General features: G+C 68.4%; 26 protein-coding genes and 1 tRNA gene. 20 read left to right on the top strand and 7 right to left on the bottom strand.

Features of this window, described 5'->3' with window-relative positions; translation table 11 throughout:
• Window positions 1–197: 197 nt before the first annotated feature.
• Window positions 198–282 (bottom strand) — tRNA-Leu (locus tag CLV77_RS08590).
• Window positions 283–458: 176 nt separating this feature from the next.
• Between CLV77_RS08590 and tig the strand changes: the two genes are divergently transcribed.
• Window positions 459–1,790 carry a trigger factor gene (tig, locus tag CLV77_RS08585; RefSeq protein ID WP_076980883.1) on the top strand — a complete coding sequence of 444 codons (1,332 nt, stop codon included), beginning with the start codon at window positions 459–461 and terminating at the stop codon, window positions 1,788–1,790.
• Between the two features lie 149 nt (window positions 1,791–1,939).
• Here the strand turns inward: tig and CLV77_RS08580 are convergent, their stop codons facing one another.
• The 5 genes from CLV77_RS08580 to rpsF all read right to left on the bottom strand — a co-directional run bounded on the left by CLV77_RS08580 (window position 1,940) and on the right by rpsF (window position 4,497).
• Window positions 1,940–2,266, bottom strand: coding sequence for a YnfA family protein (locus CLV77_RS08580; RefSeq protein WP_076978382.1), 327 nt, complete (start codon window positions 2,264–2,266; stop codon window positions 1,940–1,942).
• Window positions 2,267–2,422: 156 nt separating this feature from the next.
• Window positions 2,423–3,094, bottom strand: a complete 672-nt coding sequence (locus CLV77_RS08575) for a cytochrome c biogenesis protein CcdA (protein ID WP_076978383.1) — start codon at window positions 3,092–3,094, stop codon at window positions 2,423–2,425.
• Window positions 3,095–3,262: 168 nt separating this feature from the next.
• Window positions 3,263–3,886, bottom strand: coding sequence for a 50S ribosomal protein L9 (gene rplI / locus CLV77_RS08570; protein ID WP_076978384.1), 624 nt, complete (start codon window positions 3,884–3,886; stop codon window positions 3,263–3,265).
• An 11-nt stretch (window positions 3,887–3,897) separates the two neighbouring features.
• Complete coding sequence (gene rpsR, locus CLV77_RS08565; RefSeq protein WP_005982441.1) at window positions 3,898–4,125, bottom strand: 30S ribosomal protein S18; 228 nt, start codon at window positions 4,123–4,125, stop codon at window positions 3,898–3,900.
• A 21-nt stretch (window positions 4,126–4,146) separates the two neighbouring features.
• Window positions 4,147–4,497: a 30S ribosomal protein S6 gene (gene rpsF / locus CLV77_RS08560; RefSeq protein WP_076978385.1), complete on the bottom strand. Its 351-nt coding sequence runs from the start codon at window positions 4,495–4,497 to the stop codon at window positions 4,147–4,149.
• A 229-nt stretch (window positions 4,498–4,726) separates the two neighbouring features.
• Here rpsF and fabD point away from each other — a divergent pair, with 229 nt between their 5' ends.
• From fabD to CLV77_RS08545, 3 genes are all read left to right on the top strand, one after another.
• Window positions 4,727–5,728, top strand: a complete 1,002-nt coding sequence (gene fabD / locus CLV77_RS08555) for an ACP S-malonyltransferase (RefSeq protein ID WP_076978386.1) — start codon at window positions 4,727–4,729, stop codon at window positions 5,726–5,728.
• A 4-nt stretch (window positions 5,729–5,732) separates the two neighbouring features.
• Window positions 5,733–6,470 carry a 3-oxoacyl-[acyl-carrier-protein] reductase gene (gene fabG, locus CLV77_RS08550; RefSeq protein ID WP_076978387.1) on the top strand — a complete coding sequence of 246 codons (738 nt, stop codon included), beginning with the start codon at window positions 5,733–5,735 and terminating at the stop codon, window positions 6,468–6,470.
• Between the two features lie 329 nt (window positions 6,471–6,799).
• Window positions 6,800–7,033 (top strand): acyl carrier protein, encoded by a 234-nt coding sequence (locus CLV77_RS08545; protein ID WP_076978388.1) that lies wholly within the window; start codon window positions 6,800–6,802, stop codon window positions 7,031–7,033.
• 100 nt (window positions 7,034–7,133) lie between these two features.
• Here CLV77_RS08545 and CLV77_RS08540 read toward each other — a convergent pair whose 3' ends face one another.
• The gene (locus tag CLV77_RS08540; protein ID WP_076978389.1) at window positions 7,134–7,550 is read right to left on the bottom strand and encodes a MerR family transcriptional regulator; all 417 of its coding nucleotides are present in this window, start codon (window positions 7,548–7,550) and stop codon (window positions 7,134–7,136) included.
• A 73-nt stretch (window positions 7,551–7,623) separates the two neighbouring features.
• Here CLV77_RS08540 and CLV77_RS08535 point away from each other — a divergent pair, with 73 nt between their 5' ends.
• From CLV77_RS08535 to CLV77_RS08460, 16 genes are all read left to right on the top strand, one after another.
• The gene (locus tag CLV77_RS08535) at window positions 7,624–8,259 is read left to right on the top strand and encodes a cation efflux transmembrane domain-containing protein (protein ID WP_076978390.1); all 636 of its coding nucleotides are present in this window, start codon (window positions 7,624–7,626) and stop codon (window positions 8,257–8,259) included.
• Between the two features lie 185 nt (window positions 8,260–8,444).
• Window positions 8,445–9,701 carry a beta-ketoacyl-ACP synthase II gene (fabF, locus tag CLV77_RS08530; protein ID WP_076980884.1) on the top strand — a complete coding sequence of 419 codons (1,257 nt, stop codon included), beginning with the start codon at window positions 8,445–8,447 and terminating at the stop codon, window positions 9,699–9,701.
• A gap of 3 nt (window positions 9,702–9,704) precedes the next feature.
• Complete coding sequence (gene mltG, locus CLV77_RS08525) at window positions 9,705–10,880, top strand: endolytic transglycosylase MltG (RefSeq protein WP_076978391.1); 1,176 nt, start codon at window positions 9,705–9,707, stop codon at window positions 10,878–10,880.
• Between the two features lie 368 nt (window positions 10,881–11,248).
• Window positions 11,249–11,593 carry a hypothetical protein gene (locus CLV77_RS08520; RefSeq protein ID WP_076978392.1) on the top strand — a complete coding sequence of 115 codons (345 nt, stop codon included), beginning with the start codon at window positions 11,249–11,251 and terminating at the stop codon, window positions 11,591–11,593.
• On the top strand, window positions 11,520–12,863 hold the full coding sequence (locus CLV77_RS08515; protein WP_076978393.1) for a DNA-packaging protein: 1,344 nt from the start codon (window positions 11,520–11,522) through the stop codon (window positions 12,861–12,863). Before CLV77_RS08520 ends, CLV77_RS08515 begins: the two co-directional genes overlap by 74 nt.
• A gap of 122 nt (window positions 12,864–12,985) precedes the next feature.
• Window positions 12,986–14,158 carry a phage portal protein gene (locus CLV77_RS08510; RefSeq protein WP_076978394.1) on the top strand — a complete coding sequence of 391 codons (1,173 nt, stop codon included), beginning with the start codon at window positions 12,986–12,988 and terminating at the stop codon, window positions 14,156–14,158.
• The gene (locus CLV77_RS08505; RefSeq protein WP_236860997.1) at window positions 14,151–14,468 is read left to right on the top strand and encodes a GTA head formation protein, RCAP_rcc01685 family; all 318 of its coding nucleotides are present in this window, start codon (window positions 14,151–14,153) and stop codon (window positions 14,466–14,468) included. The genes CLV77_RS08510 and CLV77_RS08505 overlap by 8 nt, the downstream gene beginning before the upstream one ends.
• Window positions 14,469–14,481: 13 nt before the next feature.
• Window positions 14,482–15,051 carry an HK97 family phage prohead protease gene (locus CLV77_RS08500; protein ID WP_076978396.1) on the top strand — a complete coding sequence of 190 codons (570 nt, stop codon included), beginning with the start codon at window positions 14,482–14,484 and terminating at the stop codon, window positions 15,049–15,051.
• 93 nt (window positions 15,052–15,144) lie between these two features.
• Window positions 15,145–16,392, top strand: coding sequence for a phage major capsid protein (locus CLV77_RS08495; protein ID WP_083707613.1), 1,248 nt, complete (start codon window positions 15,145–15,147; stop codon window positions 16,390–16,392).
• Between the two features lie 85 nt (window positions 16,393–16,477).
• Window positions 16,478–17,086 (top strand): head-tail connector protein, encoded by a 609-nt coding sequence (locus CLV77_RS08490; protein ID WP_076978397.1) that lies wholly within the window; start codon window positions 16,478–16,480, stop codon window positions 17,084–17,086.
• Window positions 17,083–17,430 carry a head-tail adaptor protein gene (locus CLV77_RS08485; protein ID WP_076978398.1) on the top strand — a complete coding sequence of 116 codons (348 nt, stop codon included), beginning with the start codon at window positions 17,083–17,085 and terminating at the stop codon, window positions 17,428–17,430. Before CLV77_RS08490 ends, CLV77_RS08485 begins: the two co-directional genes overlap by 4 nt.
• Window positions 17,427–17,846, top strand: a complete 420-nt coding sequence (locus CLV77_RS08480; RefSeq protein ID WP_076978399.1) for a DUF3168 domain-containing protein — start codon at window positions 17,427–17,429, stop codon at window positions 17,844–17,846. The genes CLV77_RS08485 and CLV77_RS08480 overlap by 4 nt, the downstream gene beginning before the upstream one ends.
• A 22-nt stretch (window positions 17,847–17,868) precedes the next feature.
• Window positions 17,869–18,294, top strand: a complete 426-nt coding sequence (locus CLV77_RS08475; RefSeq protein WP_076978400.1) for a phage major tail protein, TP901-1 family — start codon at window positions 17,869–17,871, stop codon at window positions 18,292–18,294.
• Window positions 18,294–18,620, top strand: coding sequence for a gene transfer agent family protein (locus CLV77_RS08470; RefSeq protein ID WP_076978401.1), 327 nt, complete (start codon window positions 18,294–18,296; stop codon window positions 18,618–18,620). The genes CLV77_RS08475 and CLV77_RS08470 overlap by 1 nt, the downstream gene beginning before the upstream one ends.
• Window positions 18,617–18,850, top strand: coding sequence for a rcc01693 family protein (locus CLV77_RS08465; RefSeq protein WP_076978402.1), 234 nt, complete (start codon window positions 18,617–18,619; stop codon window positions 18,848–18,850). Before CLV77_RS08470 ends, CLV77_RS08465 begins: the two co-directional genes overlap by 4 nt.
• Window positions 18,847–19,515: a phage tail tape measure protein gene (locus CLV77_RS08460; protein ID WP_076978403.1), complete on the top strand. Its 669-nt coding sequence runs from the start codon at window positions 18,847–18,849 to the stop codon at window positions 19,513–19,515. The genes CLV77_RS08465 and CLV77_RS08460 overlap by 4 nt, the downstream gene beginning before the upstream one ends.
• Window positions 19,516–19,525: the final 10 nt, after the last annotated feature.

The following is a 19,525-nucleotide window of genomic DNA, read 5'->3' as shown; positions in this document are numbered from 1 at the left end:
CCTATGCTAAGTCGACGCGTCGTGAAGACGATGACGCGCAGTTGCGGAGTGTATACTCCGGGCCGCTTTAAAGGATCGCAGCAACTCGGCGGAGGAGGAGACCGGGCGCCCCGCGGCGAGGGAGCGGCAACCCGAAGCCTCGAAAACGACTCATCTTCTCAGAGTGTTACGACATCCTGGAGAGTCGGGATCCGAAGTGGTGCGGGTGAAGGGACTCGAACCCCCACGCCTTGCGGCGCCAGAACCTAAATCTGGTGCGTCTACCAGTTCCGCCACACCCGCACTCCGGGCGTGTTAGCAAACCGCGCGCGCGCAGGCGAGGGCAAATGCGCCCCGGCGGTCGGGATCCCGGCTTTTGACTTGCAACCGATGGGGGGCGCCCCTAGAAGGACCCCTGATTTTCAAGCCATCCGCGCGCAGGATCATCATGCGTGCGCGCCGACCTATGGGGTTACGACATGCAGGTCACCGAGACCAAGAACGAAGGCCTGGAGCGGGCATATACCATCACTGTGACGGCCAAGGAGCTGGACGACAAGGTCGGCGAGAAGCTGGTCGAAGCGCAGCCCGAGGTCGAGCTGAAGGGCTTCCGCAAGGGCAAGGTGCCGATGGCGCTGCTCAAGAAGCAGTTCGGTCAGCGCCTGCTGGGCGAAGCCATGCAGGAATCGGTCGATGCGGCCATGGCCAAGCATTTCGAGGACAGCGGCGACCGCCCCGCGTTCCAGCCCAAGGTCGAGATGACCAACCAGGACTGGAAAGAGGGTGACGATGTCGTCGTCGACATGTCCTACGAGGCGCTGCCCGAGGTGCCCGACGCCGACTTCAGCAAGATCAAGCTGGAGAAGATGGTCGTGAAGCCCGAGGAATCCGCCGTCGACGACGCGCTGAAGAACCTGGCCGAGTCGGCCCAGAACTTCACCGACCGCGACGCCAAGGAGAAATCGCAGGACGGCGACCAGGTCGTGATCGACTTCCTGGGCAAGGTCGACGGCGAAGCCTTCGAGGGCGGCGCTGCCGAGGACTATCCGCTGGTGCTGGGCTCCAACTCGTTCATCCCCGGTTTCGAGGAGCAGCTGGTTGGCAAGAAAGCCGGTGAAGAGGTCGAGGTGAAGGTCTCGTTCCCCGGGGAATACGGTGCCGCGCACCTGGCCGGCAAGGACGCCGTGTTCGAGTGCAAGGTGAAGGCCGTGAAGGCCCCCGCCGCCGCCGAGATCGACGACGAGCTGGCCAAGAAATACGGCTCGGAAAGCCTTGACGCCCTCAAGGAGCAGATCCGCGAACGCCTGGCCGCCGAGTATAACGGTGCCGCCCGTGCCGTCATGAAGCGCAAGCTGCTGGACGAGCTGGACGAGCTGGTCAGCTTCGAGCTGCCGCCGACCCTGGTCGACGCCGAGGCCAAGCAGATCGCCCATCAGCTGTGGCACGAGGAAAACCCTGACGTCCAAGGCCACGATCACCCCGAGATCGAGACGACCGACGAGCACAAGAAGCTGGCCGAGCGCCGCGTCCGTCTTGGCCTGCTGCTGGCCGAGCTGGGCCGCAAGCAGGAGATCACCGTCAACGATCAGGAACTGACTCAGGCCATCATGAACCAGGCCCGGCAGTACCCCGGTCAGGAACGCCAGTTCTTCGAGTTCGCGCAGCAGAACGCCGAGTTCCGCCAGCAGATCCAGGCGCCGATCTTCGAAGACAAGGTCGTCGACTACATCTTCGAGTTGGCCAAGGTCGAGGAAAAGGAAGTCACCAAGGAAGAGCTTGAGAAAGCCGTTGAGGAGCTGGAGCAGGAGTGATCCTGACCGGTTCCCCCTTCCGGGGGTGACAGAGTTTGAAAGGCCGCCCCTCGGGGCGGTCTTTTTCGTTGGGGCGGGGGTTCAGTGGCGGCGCGTGTGCTGCTTGGGGCGCGGCCGCGGATGGCTGCGGGCTGTGTAATGCTGCCGCCTCACGCGCCCCGCGGGGCCCAGAGGATCACCGCTGCCCCGATCAGGCACAGCGTGGCCCCCAGCATGTCCCACGGATCGGGGCGCTGCCCTTCGACCGCCCAGAGCCACAGAAGCGACGAGACGATGTAGATGCCGCCATAGATCGCATAGGCGCGCCCGGCATGCTCGGCGGGGCTGAGGGCCAGCAGCATGGCGAAAATCCCCAGAGAGGCCATTCCGGGTAGCAGCCAGAGGGGCGAGTGGCCCAGGCGAAACCAGGCCCAGAAGGCAAAGCTGCCGGCGATCTCGGCCAGGGCGGCCGCGAAATATGTGGCGATGGTGATCATGGCGCGATCCGATGAAGGGGAGAGGGGGGCGAAAGCCCGGACAGTGCCGCACCGGGGGAAAAGGCGCAAGACAGGGCCGGGACGGTGTGGATTGGGCGGAATGGCAAGGCATTTCGCGGCCTTACTCCGTCGATGGGCGACGGCGGCCGGGTCGGCTCAGAGGCCGCTCCAGCCCGCGGGATCGACGTAGAGGCCGAACCAGATCGACCAGAGGCCGAGCGCGATGAAGACCAGCCCCAGCAACCAGCCGCGCCCGCGCATCCACCGTCCCAAACCCCCTACCGCCCGGCGGGCGGGGGGCCATAGCAGCATCGGCAAAAGCGGAAGCGACAGGGCCGCGGCGAAGACGCCCATCGCAAGCGCCCCGGCCAGCGGGTCGGCGGCCCCCGCCGTCACCCCCAGCATCGCGAAGATCAGCGGCGCGGCGCATGCGGGGATGTTCAGCCCGAAGGCAGCGCCCTGCAAGGCGGGGTTGCGTGCCAGCCGCCACGCGCGTGGTCCCAGCGGGATGCGCTGTCGCAGGGCGCGGCCGCGCCCCGACAGGATCAGCCCGCCGATCGCAAGGTAAAGCAGACCGAAGACCAGCCAGAACCCGGTCTGCACCCCGACCAACGCCGCGCCCACCAGTGCCACCAGCGCACCGAACAGGGCCATGACCGCCACACGCGCCAGCAGGAAGACCGCGAAAGCCACGCCGCGTGCAGCCCGCGACCGCTCGGTCTGGGTGCCGACGAAGAGCATGTGCGCGCCGATGGTGCAGGGTTCGACAAAGCCCAGAAGTCCCAGCCCGGCGGGAAGAAGGACAAGGCTGGTGAGGCTGAAATCCATGAGGATCAATCCCTTGGTGGTTGCGGTTGCGGCAGGGTGGCACGGGCGAAAGGGCGGGCGCAACGCACAAGGGCGGGAGCCTTCACCCGTTCCGTGCCCAAGGGGGCACAAAGCAAAAAGGCCGCCCCGAGGGGCGGCCTTTCGCGATCATTGCCCGAGGGCGGAAGATCAGTTCTCTTCGGTCTCGTCGTCGCTGTCGCGCTCGTCCGAGCCGCGATCATCGTCGTCGTCGAGGCCGGCGGCTCCGATATCGTCGAAGAGCTCGGCGATCTCGAATTCGGCCTCGGCCTCTTCCTCGGCTGCCAGTTCCTGGATCGACTTGCCCGACGCCTGAAGCTCGGCCTCTTCGGGCGAGCGGGCGACGTTCAGCTTGACCGACGCGGTGACCTCGGGGTGGAGGACGACGGTGACGGTGTGCAGGCCCAGATACTTGATGGGCTCGGACAGAACGATCTGCTTGCGGTCGATCGACACGCCGTCTTCGTTGATTGCGTCGGCAGCGTCACGGGTGGTGACCGAGCCGTAGAGCGCGCCGGCGTCGGAGGCCGAGCGAATCACGACATACTGCTGATCGTCGATCTTGGCGGCGAGGCTATCGGCCTCTTTCTTGGTCTCGAGGTTGCGGGCCTCGAGCTGGGCCTTCTGCTCTTCGAACATCTTGAGGTTGGCATCGGAGGCGCGACGGGCCTTGCCCTGAGGCAGCAGGTAGTTGCGCGCATAGCCTTCCTTGACGGAAACGACTTCGCCCATCTGACCCAGCTTGGCCACACGCTCTAGAAGGATAACGTCCATTGGTTCGCTCCTTATTTCACGGCGTAGGGAAGCAGGGCGAGGAAGCGGGCGCGCTTGATCGCACGGGCCAGCTCGCGCTGTTTCTTGGCGGAGACTGCGGTGATCCGCGAGGGCACGATCTTGCCACGCTCGGAGATGTAGCGCTGCAGCAGACGGGTGTCTTTGTAGTCGATCTTGGGTGCGTTGTCGCCCGAGAAGGGGCAGACCTTGCGGCGGCGGAAAAACGGTTTTGCGGCCATGGTTTAGCGTCCTTTTCTGACTTAGTTGCGGGGGCGACGTTCGCGCTCGTCGCGCTTTTGCATCTGCACCGAGGGACCTTCGGCGTGCTCGTCGACCTTGATGGTCAGAACGCGCATCACGTCGTCATGCAGGCGCATCAGGCGCTCCATTTCCTGCACGGCAGGGGCGGGGGCGTCGGTCCGCAGGAACGCGTAGTGGCCCTTGCGGTTCTTGTTGATCTTGTAGGACATCGTCTTGACGCCCCAGTACTCGCTTTCGATGACCTTGCCACCGTTGTCCGAGAGGACGGTGCCGAAATGTTCGACGAGGCCTTCGGCCTGCGTGTTCGACAGGTCCTGACGCGAGATGAACACATGCTCGTAAAGCGGCATGTTAGCTCCAGTTCTGTTGCAGGGCGTGTTTCATAGGACAGGGCCGTTCTTCCCGCCCCCTGTCCACGAGAGGCCACGCCGGTCAAATTGCCTGCGGGAAGATTGGCGTCTTATACGGGCGCGGGGCGGGATTGCAAGGGTGCGGGGACGCCGCCGGGCGGCAAAGCATTTGCGCCGCCCTCTGGGCCGGGGTATCCCGTGCGGAACGAATTCCAGAGAGGGAGTGGAAATGCGGGCTTTTGTTTTTCCCGGACAGGGAGCGCAGACGATCGGCATGGGCCGGGATCTGGCGCGGGCCTATCCGGCGGCGCAAGCGGTGTTCGACGAGGTTGACGAGGCGCTGGGTGAGGAACTGAGCGCGCTGATCTGGGAGGGCGACCAGGACGAGCTGACGCTGACCCAGAACGCGCAGCCGGCGCTGATGGCGACCTCGCTTGCCGCGGTGCGCGCGCTGGAGGCCGAGGGTGTCGACATGAGCGTGGCTTCCTACGTGGCGGGCCACTCGCTGGGCGAGTACTCGGCACTGGCGGCGGCGGGCGCGCTGAGCGTGGCGGACACCGCGCGGCTGCTGCGCCTGCGCGGGCAGGCGATGCAGAAGGCCGTACCTGTGGGCCAGGGCGCGATGGCCGCGATCCTGGGGCTGGACTATGCCGCCGTGCGCACGCTGGCGGCGGCCGCCGCCGCGGGCGGCGAGGGCGACGTCTGCCAGGCCGCGAATGACAATGATCCCGGGCAGGTCGTCGTCTCGGGCCACCGCGCGGCGGTGGAGCGGGCGGTGGACCTTGCCAAGGAGCAGGGCGCCAAGCGAGCGCTGCTGCTGCCGGTGTCGGCACCGTTCCATTGCGAATTGATGGCGCCGGCCGCCGAGGCCATGGCCGAGGCGCTTGCCGGGGTCGAGATCAAGCGCCCCGCCGTGCCGCTGGTGGCCAATGTGCGCGCCGAGGCCGTGAGCGATCCCGACCTGATCCGCAACCTGCTGATCGAGCAGGTGACCGGCGCGGTGCGCTGGCGGGAGTCGGTGCTGTGGATGGCGGCCGAAGGCGTCAAGGAGATCTGGGAACTGGGCGCCGGCAAGGCGCTGATCGGCATGGTGCGCCGTATCGACCGCACCGTGGGCACAAGGGCCGTCGGCAGCCCCGAGGACGTGGTGGCGGCGGCTCAGTCGCTGACCCCGGACGAGGACCAGGACGGCGATGACACGGATACCGGCGCCGCCGGCAACAAGGAGTAAGCTCATGTTCGATCTGAGCGGCAAGAATGCGTTGATCACCGGCGCCTCGGGGGGGATCGGCGGATCCATCGCGCGGGCCCTGCACGGCGCCGGGGCAACCGTTGCCCTTTCGGGCACCCGCGAGGCCCCGCTGCAGGAGCTGGCGCAGGAGCTTGGAGAGCGCGCCCACGTGCTGCCCTGCAACCTGAGTGACGCCGAGGCGGTCGAGGGGCTGCCCAAGGCGGCCGCTGCGGCGATGGGGTCGGTCGACGTGCTGGTCAACAACGCCGGCATCACCCGAGACAACCTGTTCATGCGCATGTCCGACGAGGAATGGGCCAGCGTGCTTGAGGTCAACCTGACCTCGACCATGCGCCTGTGCCGTGGTGTCATGCGTGGCATGATGAAGGCCCGCTGGGGCCGCATCGTGAATATCTCGTCTGTTGTGGGGGCCACGGGCAACCCCGGTCAGGCGAACTATGCCGCGTCCAAGGCCGGCATGGTCGGCATGTCGAAAAGCATCGCCTACGAGGTTGCCAGCCGGGGCATCACCGTCAACTGCGTGGCGCCCGGCTTCATCACGACGCCGATGACCGAAAAGCTGACCGACGACCAGAAGGCAGGGATCCTGCAGCAGGTGCCGGCGGGGCGCATGGGCGAGGCCGACGAGATCGGCGCGGCCGTGCTTTACCTGGCTAGCCCCGAGGCGGCCTATGTCACCGGCGCCACGCTGCACGTGAACGGCGGCATGGCGATGATCTGAGCCCTGCGCGGGTTTGCGCAGGGGCTTGATTCTGGCGTATCGTGAGGCGTGCGACGAGGGAGGGAAGTTGGTCGCATTGACCGGGGAACATTCCCGCACCGCGGGGGTTTGTCGGGAGTGCGGGTGCAGCCCGCGGCGACCGGAGTGGCGCCGTTTTGGGCCATCCCGAAAGCGTTTGCCTTCGTCTTTCGATATGCTATAGGCCGCTCAGTTTCGCCGGGGGCGCTGTTGTGACCAGAGGCGATGCCGTGCATGCGGCGCCTGGATTGCCCCCAGGGGGCAGGGACAAGAAACCACGGGATGTTCCCGAAACCGAATGAGGAATAGTCATGAGCGACGTTGAAGACCGCGTTAAGAAGATCGTTGTCGAGCACCTCGGTGTCGAAGAAGAGAAAGTAACCGAGAACGCTTCGTTCATCGATGATCTGGGCGCAGACAGCCTGGACACGGTCGAGCTTGTGATGGCGTTCGAAGAAGAGTTCGGGATCGAGATCCCCGACGACGCCGCCGAGACCATCCAGACCTTCGGCGATGCGGTCAAGTTCATCAAGGAAGCCCAGTAAGGGCCCTTGCCGGCGGTTCGTTTCGCCGGATCGAGTTTAGCGAGCGGCCTCCTTCACGGGGGCCGTTTTGCATTTGGGGGCCGGGTTTTCGTCCGGCGACCTAGTGTTCCGAGCCGCAGTGGGCGTGATCGGCCAGCGAGGCCATGACGTAGCAGGTGTCGGCCACGCCTGTGCCCGAGCATCCCTTGGCGATACGCGACAACTCGGCCTCGAGCCGGGTCAGACGCTCAAGCTTTTCGCGGACATCCTCCAGCTGGCGCTGCGCGATTTCGGCGGCCTGGGCGCAGGAGCGGTCCGGATGCTCGGCCAGGTCGATCAGGGCGGCGATCGCCTCGATCGGGAAGCCGAGGTCGCGGGCGTGCTTGATGAACCCCAGCCTTTCCACCTGATCCTTGCCATAGCGGCGCTGGTTGCCCTCGGTCCGTTCGGGCGCGCCCAGGAGGCCCACCTGTTCGTAATAGCGGATCGTGGGCACTTTCAGCCCGGTCTGCCGGGCGACGGTGCCGATGGAAAACATGGAAAACCCCTCTTGAAGCTCTAGTCGCTAGAGACATTAGAACAGGCACCTGACCGAGCGAAAGGAGATTCGGATGGCAGGTTGTTGCGGCCACGAGGCCAGGTTTGACGGGGTGTCGGCGGATTACCGGCGGCGGCTGTGGATCGTCATCGCCCTGAACGGGGGCATGTTCCTTGTCGAGATGGGGGCAGGGCACATGGCGCGGTCGCAGGCGTTGCAGGCAGACGCGCTGGATTTCCTGGGCGATGCGTTGACTTACGGCATCTCGCTGGCGGTGATCGGAGCCTCGGTCCGGGTGCGGACCAACGCGGCGCTGGTGAAGGCCACGAGCCTTCTGCTGATGGGGCTGTGGGTGTTCGGCGCGACCCTGTGGCGGGTGTTTCATGCAGGCGTGCCCGAGGCAGAGATCATGGGCGCGATCGGGGTGCTGGCGCTGGCGGTGAACCTGGCCAGCGTGGCGCTTCTGGTGCGCTACAAGGACGGGGATGCCAATGTCCGATCAGTCTGGCTGTGTTCGCGCAACGATGCCATCGGCAACGTGGCGGTGATGATCGCGGCGCTGGGGGTTTGGGGGACGGCGACGGGCTGGCCCGACCTGATCGTGGCCGCGATCATGGCGGGGCTTTTCCTGTCCTCGGCATCGCAGATCGTGGTCCAGGCGCTGCGGGAACGGCGCCACGAGCGGGAGCATCGGCCCGAGGTGGCCTGAGCCAGGCGAGGGGGCGCCCGGGGACGGCGCTTTCACGCCGCCCGGCGCGGCCCGCGCGCCCCGGCGGGGCCTTTCGACCAAGCCCCGGGGAGGGCTTTGGCAATTTCGGAAAGTGGACTTGCCCATCCCCCCGCCCACGCGGTATCACGAAGCGCAACAAAATGAGGCCTTTCATGGGTGAGCAGATGCGTCGTGTCGTCGTAACCGGCCTTGGGGCCGTCACTCCGCTTGCGTGCGGGGTCGAGGAAACCTGGTCGAAGATCCTGGACAGCCAGTCCGGCGCGGGTCCGATCACGCGGTTCGACGCCAGCGGCCTGGCCACCACCTATGCCTGCGAGATCCCGCTGGGCGACGGCAGCAACGGCACGTTCAACGCCGACGACTGGATGGAGCCGAAGGAGCGCCGCAAGGTCGATGACTTCATCCTTTACGGCATGGCGGCCTCGGTCCAGGCGGTGCGGGATTCCGGCTGGGAGCCTGCCAACGAGGACGAGCGTCAGCGCACCGGCGTCATGCTGGGGTCCGGCATTGGCGGTCTGAGCACGATCGCCGACACGGCCGTTCTGATCAAGGAACGCGGGCCGCGCCGTGTTTCGCCCTTCTTCATTCCGGGGGCGCTGATCAACCTGATCTCGGGTCAGGTCAGCATCCGCTTCGGGTTCAAGGGGCCGAACCACTCGGTCGTTACCGCCTGTTCGACCGGCGCCCACGCCATCGGCGACGCGGCGCGGCTGATCATGCTGGGCGATGCGGACGTGATGGTCGCCGGCGGCGCGGAAAGCCCGATCAGCGAGATCGGGATCGCCGGGTTCAACGCCTGCAAGGCCTTGAGCACCAAGCGCCCCGACGCGCCCAAGACCGCCAGCCGCCCCTATGACATCGACCGCGACGGTTTCGTGATGGGCGAGGGTGCGGGTGTCGTCGTCCTTGAGGAATACGAGCATGCCAAGGCGCGCGGCGCCAAGATCTATGCCGAGGTGCTGGGATACGGTCTGTCGGGCGACGCCTATCACATCACCGCGCCAAGCGAGGACGGGGAAGGGGGCGAGCGTGCGATGCGCGCCGCCATCAAGCGTGCGGGCATCGAACCGGGCGCCATCGACTACATCAACGCCCACGGCACCTCGACCATGGCCGACGTGATCGAACTGGCCGCCGTCGAGCGGGTGCTGGGCGACGCGGCCGAACGGGCGACCATGTCCTCGACCAAATCCGCGATCGGGCACCTGCTGGGCGCCGCCGGTGCGGTCGAGGCGATCTTCTCGATCCTGGCGATCCGCGATCAGGTGGCACCGCCGACGCTGAACCTGGACAATCCGGCCGTCGAGACGCCGATCAACCTGGCGCCCAAGGTCAAGCAGCCGCGCGAGATCAACGTGGCGCTGTCCAACTCTTTCGGTTTCGGGGGAACGAACGCCTCTCTCGTGCTGGGCAAGGTCTGAGCCATGTGGCGCAACATTGCCTCCAACGGCCTGACGATGCTGATCCTGGCATTCGCCGGGATCGCCGGGCTGATCGCCTGGGGCCAGAACCGTTTCATCGCCCCCGGACCGTTGGCCGAGGCGATCTGCGTGCGCGTGGCGCCCGGATCGAGCATGGCCGCCCTTTCCGAGGATCTTGAGACACGGGGTGCTGTCACCAACGGCTGGATCTTCCGGGTCGGGGCCGATTACACCGAGCGGTCGAGCAAGCTGAAGGCGGGATCGTTCCTGATCCCCGAGCAGGCCTCGATGGACGAAATCGTGACCGCGGTGACGCGGGGCGGTGCCTCCACCTGCGGCACCGAGATCGTTTATCGCATCGGCGTTGCCAAGGCCGAGATCCAGATCCGCGAGATGGATCCGACCACAGGCCGTTTCAGCGCCGACACCAAGTTTGTGCCGGGCGAGGGCGAGGTTCCGAAGGAATACACCGACCTCGTCTCCCAAAGCGACACGCGCTTCCGGGTCTCGACCGCGCCGGGGGCGACCAGCTGGCAGATCGTGGATTCGCTGAAGAAGGCCGATTTCCTCAGCGGCGAAATTTCCGAGATCCCGCCTGAGGGCCTGCTGGCGCCCGACAGCTACGAGATCCGTGCCGGGGCCGACCGCGCCGCCCTGCTTGCCAAGATGCAGGACGCGCAGGAAAAGCGCCTGGCCGATGCCTGGGAGCGTCGCGCCGACGATCTGCCCTATGACACTGCCGAGGAGGCGCTGATCATGGCTTCGATCATCGAGAAGGAGACCGGGGTGCCGGACGAACGCTCGCTGGTGGCGTCGGTCTTCATCAACCGGCTGCGGCAGGGCATGAAGCTTCAGACCGACCCCACGGTGATCTATGGCGTGACCAAGGGCGAGGGTATCCTGGGCCGGGGCCTGCGCCGCAGCGAGCTGCGCGAGAAGACCCCCTACAATACCTACGTGATCGACGGTCTGCCGCCGACACCGATCGCCAACCCCGGCCGCGATGCGATCGAGGCCGCGGTGAACCCGGGCGAGAGCGATTTCGTCTTCTTCGTCGCCGACGGCACGGGCGGCCATGCCTTCGCCAAGACCCTGAGCGAGCATAACGCCAACGTGCAGAAATGGCGCAAGCTGGAGGCGGACCGGGCCGCCGAGCCTGCGGAGCCCGCCGCCCAGTAAGGCGGGGGTGCCGGCCGGTCGCCCGGGACTCGGGTTTCAGGTTAAGGCATCGTTATCAAGTGGTTAATGGCCCCTTTCGGCAGCGTGCGCTGTCCGGCGGGGGCCGGTTTGCCTTGACTCTGCGAACGGTCGAATGTAGAAGACGGGCAAGCTGACAGAAGTGGGCGAAGCGGCCGGGGTTTTCCCGATGCCGCTTTTTTCATGTCCGCATTCCGGATCCCGAAACCCGCGCGCGTGACAGGGCGGTGTCCACGGCTTGGTGCCTTCGGGGTGCTGCGCGGGGGGCGCCTTGGTCCGCGGCGGAGAACGAACGCGGGTCATCTGGCGCGCGCGCGGACCGGGGACGGTGCCGGCCGGGGGAACACAGCATGACAGACCAAGAGGACCGGTCCGGGCGCATCGCGGCCCGGCTGGACGCGCTTACCTATCTACAGGAGCGGCTGTGCGAGACCTTCGTGCAGAAGCTCAGGCGGGCCGAGGCGGACGCCTCGCTGGATCCCGCCGACCTGGACCGCCATTTGCAGGTCGTCTCGAAACTGACAGTCAAGACCATCGAGGAGGGCGAACGCCTTGAAATCTTCCGCAATCGCTTGGCAGGGGACGGCGGAGGCGGATGCCTCGACCTTGCCGCAGCCCGGGATGAGGTGTGCCGCCGGCTGGCTGGCCTCAGAGCCGCCCGAGGTGGTGGAACCCTTTCTGACGGGGCTGAGTGACGCCACCGTCGCCGCCTTGCCCTGGATGTTCGAGTTCTGGGCGATGCCGCACCAGTTGCCGCCGCTTGACGAGGATTGGGACAGCTGGCTGATCCTGGGCGGCCGGGGGGCCGGCAAGACCCGCGCCGGCGCCGAATGGGTCCGCTCGGAGGTCGAGGGCGCGCGGCCGGAGGACAAGGGCCGGTCGGCCCGGGTGGCCCTGGTGGGCGAGACCTTCGATCAGGTCCGCGACGTGATGATCATGGGCGAAAGCGGGATCCTTGCATGCTCGCCACCCGACAGGCGGCCCGAGTGGCAGGCGACGCGCCGGCGCCTTGTCTGGCCCAACGGTGCGGTGGCGACAGCCTTTTCCGCGCGCGAGCCCGAGGCCCTGCGCGGGCCCCAGTTCGACGCCGCCTGGGTGGACGAGCTGGGCAAGTGGAAGAAGGCCGAGGAGGTCTGGACCCAGTTGCAGTTCGCGCTGCGGCTGGGACCGCACCCGCGCCGGGTGGTTACGACGACCCCGCGCAACCGCGGCGTGCTGAAGGCGCTGATGAGCGACCCGCGCACCCGCGTGACCCAGGCCCCGACCCGTGCCAACCGCGCCAACCTGGCGGCGAGTTTCCTGCGCGAGGTGGAGCGGCGGCACGGTGGCACGCGACTGGGCCGGCAGGAGCTGGATGGCGAGATGATCGAGGATGTCGAGGGCGCGCTTTGGCAATCCTCGGCGCTGGAGGCCGGGCGGCTGGAGCGGGCGCCGGCGCTGGACCGGATCGTGGTGGCGGTCGATCCGCCGGTGACGGGGCACGCGGGATCGGACGAATGCGGGATCATCGTGGCCGGAGCCTCCACCCAGGGGCCGCCCCAGGACTGGCGGGCGGTGGTGCTGGCGGACCTGAGTCTGCGCGGCTCACCGGACGGGTGGATCCGGGCGGTGGTCGAGGCCGCGCGGCACCACCGGGCCGACCGCGTCGTCGCTGAGGTCAACCAGGGGGGCGACCTTGTCGAGACGCTGCTGCGCCAGCACGACGCGCTGATGCCCTATCGCGGGGTGCGGGCCAGCCGGTCCAAGGGCGCCCGGGCCGAGCCGGTGGCGGCGCTTTACGAGCAGGGGCGGGTCGCCCATCTGCGCCACCTGGCGCGGCTGGAGGACCAGATGTGCCAGATGACGGCCCAGGGGTTCCGGGGCGACGGCAGCCCCGACCGGCTGGACGCGCTTGTCTGGGCGCTGTGGGACCTGCTGGTGGAGCCGGGGATGCGCTGGCGCGAGCCGCGCACGCGGCTTCTGTAGGGACCACCGGTCAGCGCACGGAAGATCCGGACCGGTGGCGGGATGCACGCCGGGGGCCGGAGGGCGATGCATTTCCGGGCGTCAACGGGCGTCTTGTCAATCTTGAACCGAAAGGACCCGTCATGGTGTTCGATTTCTTGCGGCGCGATCAGCGGCCCGCGGAGCGGAAATCCTCTGTCTCCAAGCCCTTGCTGGCCTATCATGGATCGGGGCGGGTGGCCTGGTCGCCCCGGGATCCGGCCTCGTTGACGCGGGCGGGATACGCGGGCAACCCAGTGGGGTTCCGGGCGGTCAAGCTGATCTCGGAGGCGGCAGCGGCCGTGCCGTTGGTCCTGCAGGATGCCGAGCGGCGTTATGAGGAGCACCCGGTCTGGGACCTGGTGCGGCGGCCCAACACCGGACAGGGCCGGGCCGAGTTTCTGGAAGCGCTTTTCGCCCATCTGCTGCTGACGGGGGATGCCTATGTCGAGGCGGTGGGCGGCGAGCCGGGGGAATTGCCGCGTGAGCTGCACGCCTTGCGGCCCGAACGGATGCGGTTGGTGCCGGGGGCGGATGGCTGGCCGTTGGCTTATGAATACACGGTAGGCGCGCGCCGGCATCGCTTTGACGCGCAGGGCACGCCGCCCGCGATCTGCCATGTGCGCCAGTTCCATCCCCAGGACGATCACCACGGCCTGTCGCCGATGCAGCCTGCGGCCTCGGCGGTGGATGTGCACAACGCGGCCTCGCGCTGGTCGAAGGCCTTGCTGGACAATGCGGCGCGGCCCTCGGGGGCGCTGGTCTTCAAGGGGCCGGACGGGCAGGGCAGCCTGAGCACGGCCCAGTACGACAGGCTGGTCGCCGAGATGGAGGGGCATCATCAGGGGTCTCGCAACGCCGGGCGGCCGATGCTGCTTGAAGGGGGGCTCGACTGGAAGCCGATGGGGTTCTCGCCTTCGGACATGGAGTTCCAGAAGACCAAGGAGGCCGCCGCGCGCGAGATCGCCGTGGCCTTCGGCGTGCCGCCAATGATCCTCGGCATCCCTGGCGACGCCACCTATGCCAATTACCAGGAGGCAAATCGCGCCTTCTACCGGCTGACGGTGCTGCCCCTGGCAAGCCGGGTGCTGGCGGCGCTGTCGGTCTGGCTGTCGGATCACGGGGCGGGGCGCGTATCGCTTTTGCCCGATCCCGACCGGGTGCCGGCGCTGGCGGCCGAGCGCGACCAGCTTTGGGCGCGGGTCAGCGGCGCGGATTTCCTGAGCGACGCCGAGAAGCGGCGCCTGCTGGGCCTGCCGGCGCAAGCCGATGCGTGAGGCCCCTATGCGCGAGCGTGATTTGTCCGAGCGACGGGGCGGCGGGCGGCCCGCCCCCGAGGGCGCACCGGCGCGGCCGGGGGCGGGGCAGGCTGGATCGCGCTTTCTTTACGAGCCGTTCGAGGGGCGGCGGGGCCAGGGCCCCGAGATCCTGGAGCGGGTTCTGGAGGAACGCTGGGCGGCGCTGGAATACCGGCTGGGCGTGATCGACACGATGCTGGTCCGGCTGGACCGGCGGCTTTGGCTGACGGTCTTCGGCGTGCTGGGGGCGGTTCTGACCGAGGCGGTGCAGGGTCTGGTGGCCCGATGAGAGGAGAGCGCGAATGAGTGATACGGGTCCCCCCGGGGAGATGGAACACAAGTTCCGGCGCTTTGACGCCGGGCTGACGGTCAGCGACGGGACGGTGATCTCGGGCTACGCGTCGGTATTCGGTGCGGTCGACCAGGGCGGCGACATCATCCAGAAGGGTGCCTACGCGGCCTCGCTGGCGCGGATGGCGGCCCAGGGCGGGCGGATCCGCATGTTGTGGCAGCACGACCCCGCCCAGCCCATCGGCACCTGGGACGAGGTGCGCGAGGACGGCATGGGTCTTTACGTGAAAGGCCGGCTGCTGACCGAGGTGGCGCGGGGCCGGGAGGCGGCGGCGCTGATTGAAGCGGGGGCGCTGGACGGGCTGTCTATCGGGTATCGCACCTTGCGCTCAGAACGGGATGGCAAGGGCCGGCGGCTTTTGTCCGAACTGGAGCTGTGGGAGGTCTCGCTTGTGACTTTCCCGATGCAGACCGAGGCGCGGCTGGGCGCCAAGGCGCAGTCGCAACGGGGCGCGATCGCGGCCCTGCGCGAGATGACCGGACAGCTGGCGCAAATGCGGCGGGAATTGCCGGGGCGCTGAGCCGGGCGGCTGGGCGCCGGGCTTTCGCCACACTTGGCCGGTGCCCCGGCGCCGCGCTGCCGCCACGAGTTCCAACCAACACAGGATCGACACATGACAACACCCGCAGCAACGCCGCGGGCCGGCCAGGCCGTGCCCGTCGAAAGATCACCGGCCCCGCCCTGGGAGCTGTCCCACGGGGCGCCCGATGGGGACAGCCCCGAGGTGCGGGCCGCCCGCGAGGGGTTCACCGCCGAGCTGACGGCCCTTCAGACCGACATCAAGACCATGTTCACCAAACAGGAAGAGCGACTGAAAATGCTGGATCGCAAGATGATTTCCCACCGCCGTCCGCCCCTGGCCGCGGCCGAGCCGCAGGGGGCCGCGCCCCATCGCAAGGCCTTCGAAAGCTACGTCCGCTCGGGTGACGAGGATGCGCTGCGGGGGCTGGCGCTGGAGGAGAAGGCGCTGGGCACCAGCGTCGCGGCCGATGGCGGCTACCTCGTTGATCCGCAGACCTCGGACCGGATCGAGAGCGTTCTGCGCTCGGCCGCGTCGCTGCGCGCGATCTCGAACGTGGTGGCGGTGGAAAGCACGTCCTATGACGTGCTGGTGGATCATACAGACGTGGGCTCGGGCTGGGCCACGGAAAGCGCCGCTGTGGCCGAGAGCGACACGCCCCAGATCGAACGCATCTCGATTCCCCTGCACGAGCTGTCGGCCCTGCCCAAGGCCAGCCAGCGGCAGCTGGACGACAGCGCCTTCGATATCGAGGGCTGGCTGGCGGCGCGCATCGCCGACAAGTTCGCCCGCGCCGAGGCGCAGGCCTTCGTTTCGGGCGATGGTGTCGACAAGCCCAAGGGCTTTCTGTCCTATACCGTGGTGTCGGATGATCTGTGGAACTGGGGCAACCTGGGCTACGTGCCGACGGGTGCTGCGGGGGATTTCGCCGCCATCAACGCCGCCGACGCCATCGTCGATCTGGTCTATGCGCTGGGCGCGCGCTACCGCGCCAACGGCAGCTTCGTGATGAATTCGCGCACGGCGGGGGCGGTGCGAAAGATGAAGGATGCCGATGGGCGCTTCCTGTGGACCGACGGGCTGGCGGCGGGGGAGCCTGCGCGGCTGATGGGCTATCCCGTGCTGATCGCCGAGGACATGCCCGATATCGCCACCGGCGCCCATGCCATCGCCTTTGGCGATTTCGCGGCCGGTTACACCGTGGCGGACCGGCCCGACCTGCGGATCCTGCGCGATCCCTTCTCGGCCAAGCCGCACGTGCTGTTCTACGCCACCAAGCGGGTCGGCGGGGCGGTCAGCGACTTTGCCGCGATCAAGCTGCTGAAATTCTCGACCTCGTGAGCAGGGGCCGGCGCGGGGACTGTCCCCAAGGGGGCAGCCCGCGCCGGTACGCGATCTTGACACATTCAACTGACGGGGGCGGGGAATGGTACTTGTCGAAGACACCGCGGTCGCGGCCGGGCTTCTGCCGATCGGGGGGCTGCGCGAGCATCTGCGCCTTGGCACGGGCTTTGCCAGCGACAGCTTGCAGGACGGGCTGTTGGAGGCCTGCCTGCGGGCGTCGCTGGCCCAGATCGAGGGGCGCACGGGCCAGGCCCTGCTGCGCCGGAGCTTTACCTGGCGGATCTGGTCCTGGGCCACGCGGGAGGGGCAGCCGATCCCCATCGCGCCAGTGGTTTCGCTGACGCGGCTTGAGGAGGTCGCGGGCGACGGCACGGCCACCGAGATCGGTGCCGAACGCTATGGGCTGGGGCGGCTGGGCGGTGTCCCGGTCCTGCTGGGGCGGGGCGCAGGCCTGCCGGAGGTGCCGGTCGATGGACACCTGCGGCTGGTGTTCGAGGCGGGGCTGGGCGCCGATTGGGCCGGGGTGCCCGTGGATCTTCGCCAGGCGGTGATGATCCAGGCGGCCCGGTTCTACGAGGATCGCGGCCTCGGCGCGGACGCGGGCGGCGGCGGGGGGCTGGCGCCCGCGGTGCTGGCGCTGATCGGACCTTACCTGCCGGCCCGCCTTGGTGCCGCGCGGGGCCTGGCATGAGCGGCGTGGCCCTGAGCCGCCTTCTGACCCTCGAGGGGCCCGAGGCGGTGCCCGACGGCGCGGGCGGGCAGAGCCGCGCCTGGGTGGCGCTGGGCACGGTCTGGGCGGCGGTGAGGGCAGGCCCCGGGCGCGAGGCGGGCGGGCGCCTGCGGGGCGATCTGCCCCGGGCGCTGCAAAGCTTTCGCGTGGTGGTGCGGGCCGCGCCCGTGGGCGACCCGGCCCGGCCGCGACCCGACCAGCGGTTTCGCGAGGGCGCGCGCATCTTCCACATCCTCGCGGTGGCCGAGGACGACCCCGCCGGGCGCTACCTGACCTGTCACGTCCGCGAGGAGGGGGCCGCATGAGCTATGGCGTTTCGCTGGCCCTGCAGCGGGCGGTCTTTGCGGCGCTGGAGGCGGATGCGGGGGTGCAGGCGCTGGTGCCGGGGCGGATCTTCGATGCCGCCCCTTCGGGGCCGGTGCCCGAGCTTTACGTCACGCTGGGCCCCGAGAAGGTGCGCGACCGCTCGGACAGCACGGGCGCGGGTGCGTTGCACGATCTGCAGATCAGCGTGATCGGCGGGCCGGAGGGCTTTTCGGCCGCCAAGCAGGTGGCGGTGGCGGTCACCGATGCGTTGACGGGCGTGTCGGGCGCGGGGCCCGGGCCGCTTGAGCGGGGGCGGCTGGTGGCGCTGCACTTTCTGCGGGCGGTGGCCAGGCGCGAGAGCGGCGGGGCGCGCCGCCGCATCGACCTGAGCTTCCGCGCCCGGGTCGAGGATTGAACATTTCCAAGGAGCGACTTTCATGGGCGCACAGAACGGCAGAGATCTTCTTATCAAGCTGGACCTGACCGGGGCCGGCCAGTTCGAGACCATCGCGGGGTTGCGGGCGACGCGGCTGAGCTTCAACACCTCGCCGGTGGACGTGACATCGCTGGAAAGCGCGGGGGGCTGGCGCGAGCTTCTGGCCGGCGGCGGCGTCCGCTCGGCCAGCCTGTCGGGATCGGGGGTGTTCAAGGACGCGACCACGGACGAGCGGGCAAGGCAGGTCTTTTTCGACGGCGAGACCCCGGATTTCCAGATCATCATTCCTGACTTCGGCGTCATCGAGGGGCCGTTCCAGATCAGCGCGATCGAATATGCCGGCAGCCATGATGGCGAGGCCACGTTCGAGCTGAGCCTCGCGTCGGCGGGCGCGCTGAGCTTTGCCGCCGATGCGCCGGTTGCCTGATGGGCAATCCCTGGAGCGGCGAGGTCGATATCCGCATCGACGGCGAGCGGCGGGTCATGAAGCTGACCCTCGGTGCGCTGGCCGAGCTGGAGGGTGATCTGGGTGCCGAGACGCTGGTGGACCTGGTGACGCGCTTCGAGGGGGGCGCGTTTTCCAGCGCGGACGTTCTGCGCCTGATCGTGGCGGGGCTGCGCGGGGGCGGCTGGCGCGGCGGGGCGGCGGATCTGCTGAGCGCCGAGATCGACGGCGGGCCGGTGGCGGCGGCGCGGGCGGCGGCGCAACTTCTGGTGCGCGCCTTCCAACTGCCCGAGCCGGGCGACGGATGAGCGGGGACAAGGGCCCGGGCGGCAGTGGGGCCTTCGATTGGCCGGAGCTGATGCGCGCGGGCTGCCGTGAACTGGGGCTGAGGCCGTGGGATTTCTGGCGCCTGACCCCGGCCGAATTGACGCTGTTGCTGGGCGGCGGGTCCGGGGCGCCCGCCGCCGGGGTGGTCGGGCGCGCCCGGCTGGACGAGTTGGCGCGGCTTTATCCGGATCATGGGGGAATGGGCGAATGAGCGACGGGGGCGAGGCGCTGGAGCGCCTGGAGGACGAGATCGAGACGCTGGAGAAGTCGCTGGGCGGTGCGGCGGCGTTGACGGCGGCCTTCAACGGAGAGCTGGACCGCATGCGTGACAGCATGACCTGGACGGCGCAGGAGACGGCCAGCCTGTCACGGGGGATCGGAGGCGGGCTGCGGCGGGCCTTCGACGGGTTGGTGTTCGACGGGCTTCGGGCCTCGGACGCGCTGCGGATGGTGGCGCGGTCGTTGATCGACAACGTCTATTCCGCCGCGATGAAGCCGGTGCAGAACGCCCTGGGCGGGGCGCTGGCGCAGGGGTTGAACGCGGTGTCCTCGACATTGTTGCCGTTCGCGGCGGGGGGCGGGTTTGCCCAGGGACGCGTGATCCCCTTTGCGGGGGGCGGCGTGGTGACGGGGCCCACGACATTCGCGATGCGCGGTGCGACAGGACTGATGGGAGAGGCCGGCCCCGAGGCGATCATGCCCCTCAGCCGGGGGGCGGACGGGCGCCTGGGGGTGCGGGCCGAGGCGGGCGGGGCGCGCGCCGTCTCGGTCGTGGTCAATGTCAGCACACCCGATGTCGAAGGGTTTCGACGCTCCCACAGTCAGATCGCCGCCGCGATGGGCCGCGCCCTGAGCCGGGGCGAGCGCAACAGGTAGACAGCAGGAG

This window comes from Brevirhabdus pacifica (assembly GCF_002797755.1).
Lineage (GTDB): Bacteria > Pseudomonadota > Alphaproteobacteria > Rhodobacterales > Rhodobacteraceae > Brevirhabdus > Brevirhabdus pacifica.
The sequence above is the reverse complement of the archived record's forward strand: the minus strand, read 5'-3'. Positions and strand labels throughout refer to the sequence as shown.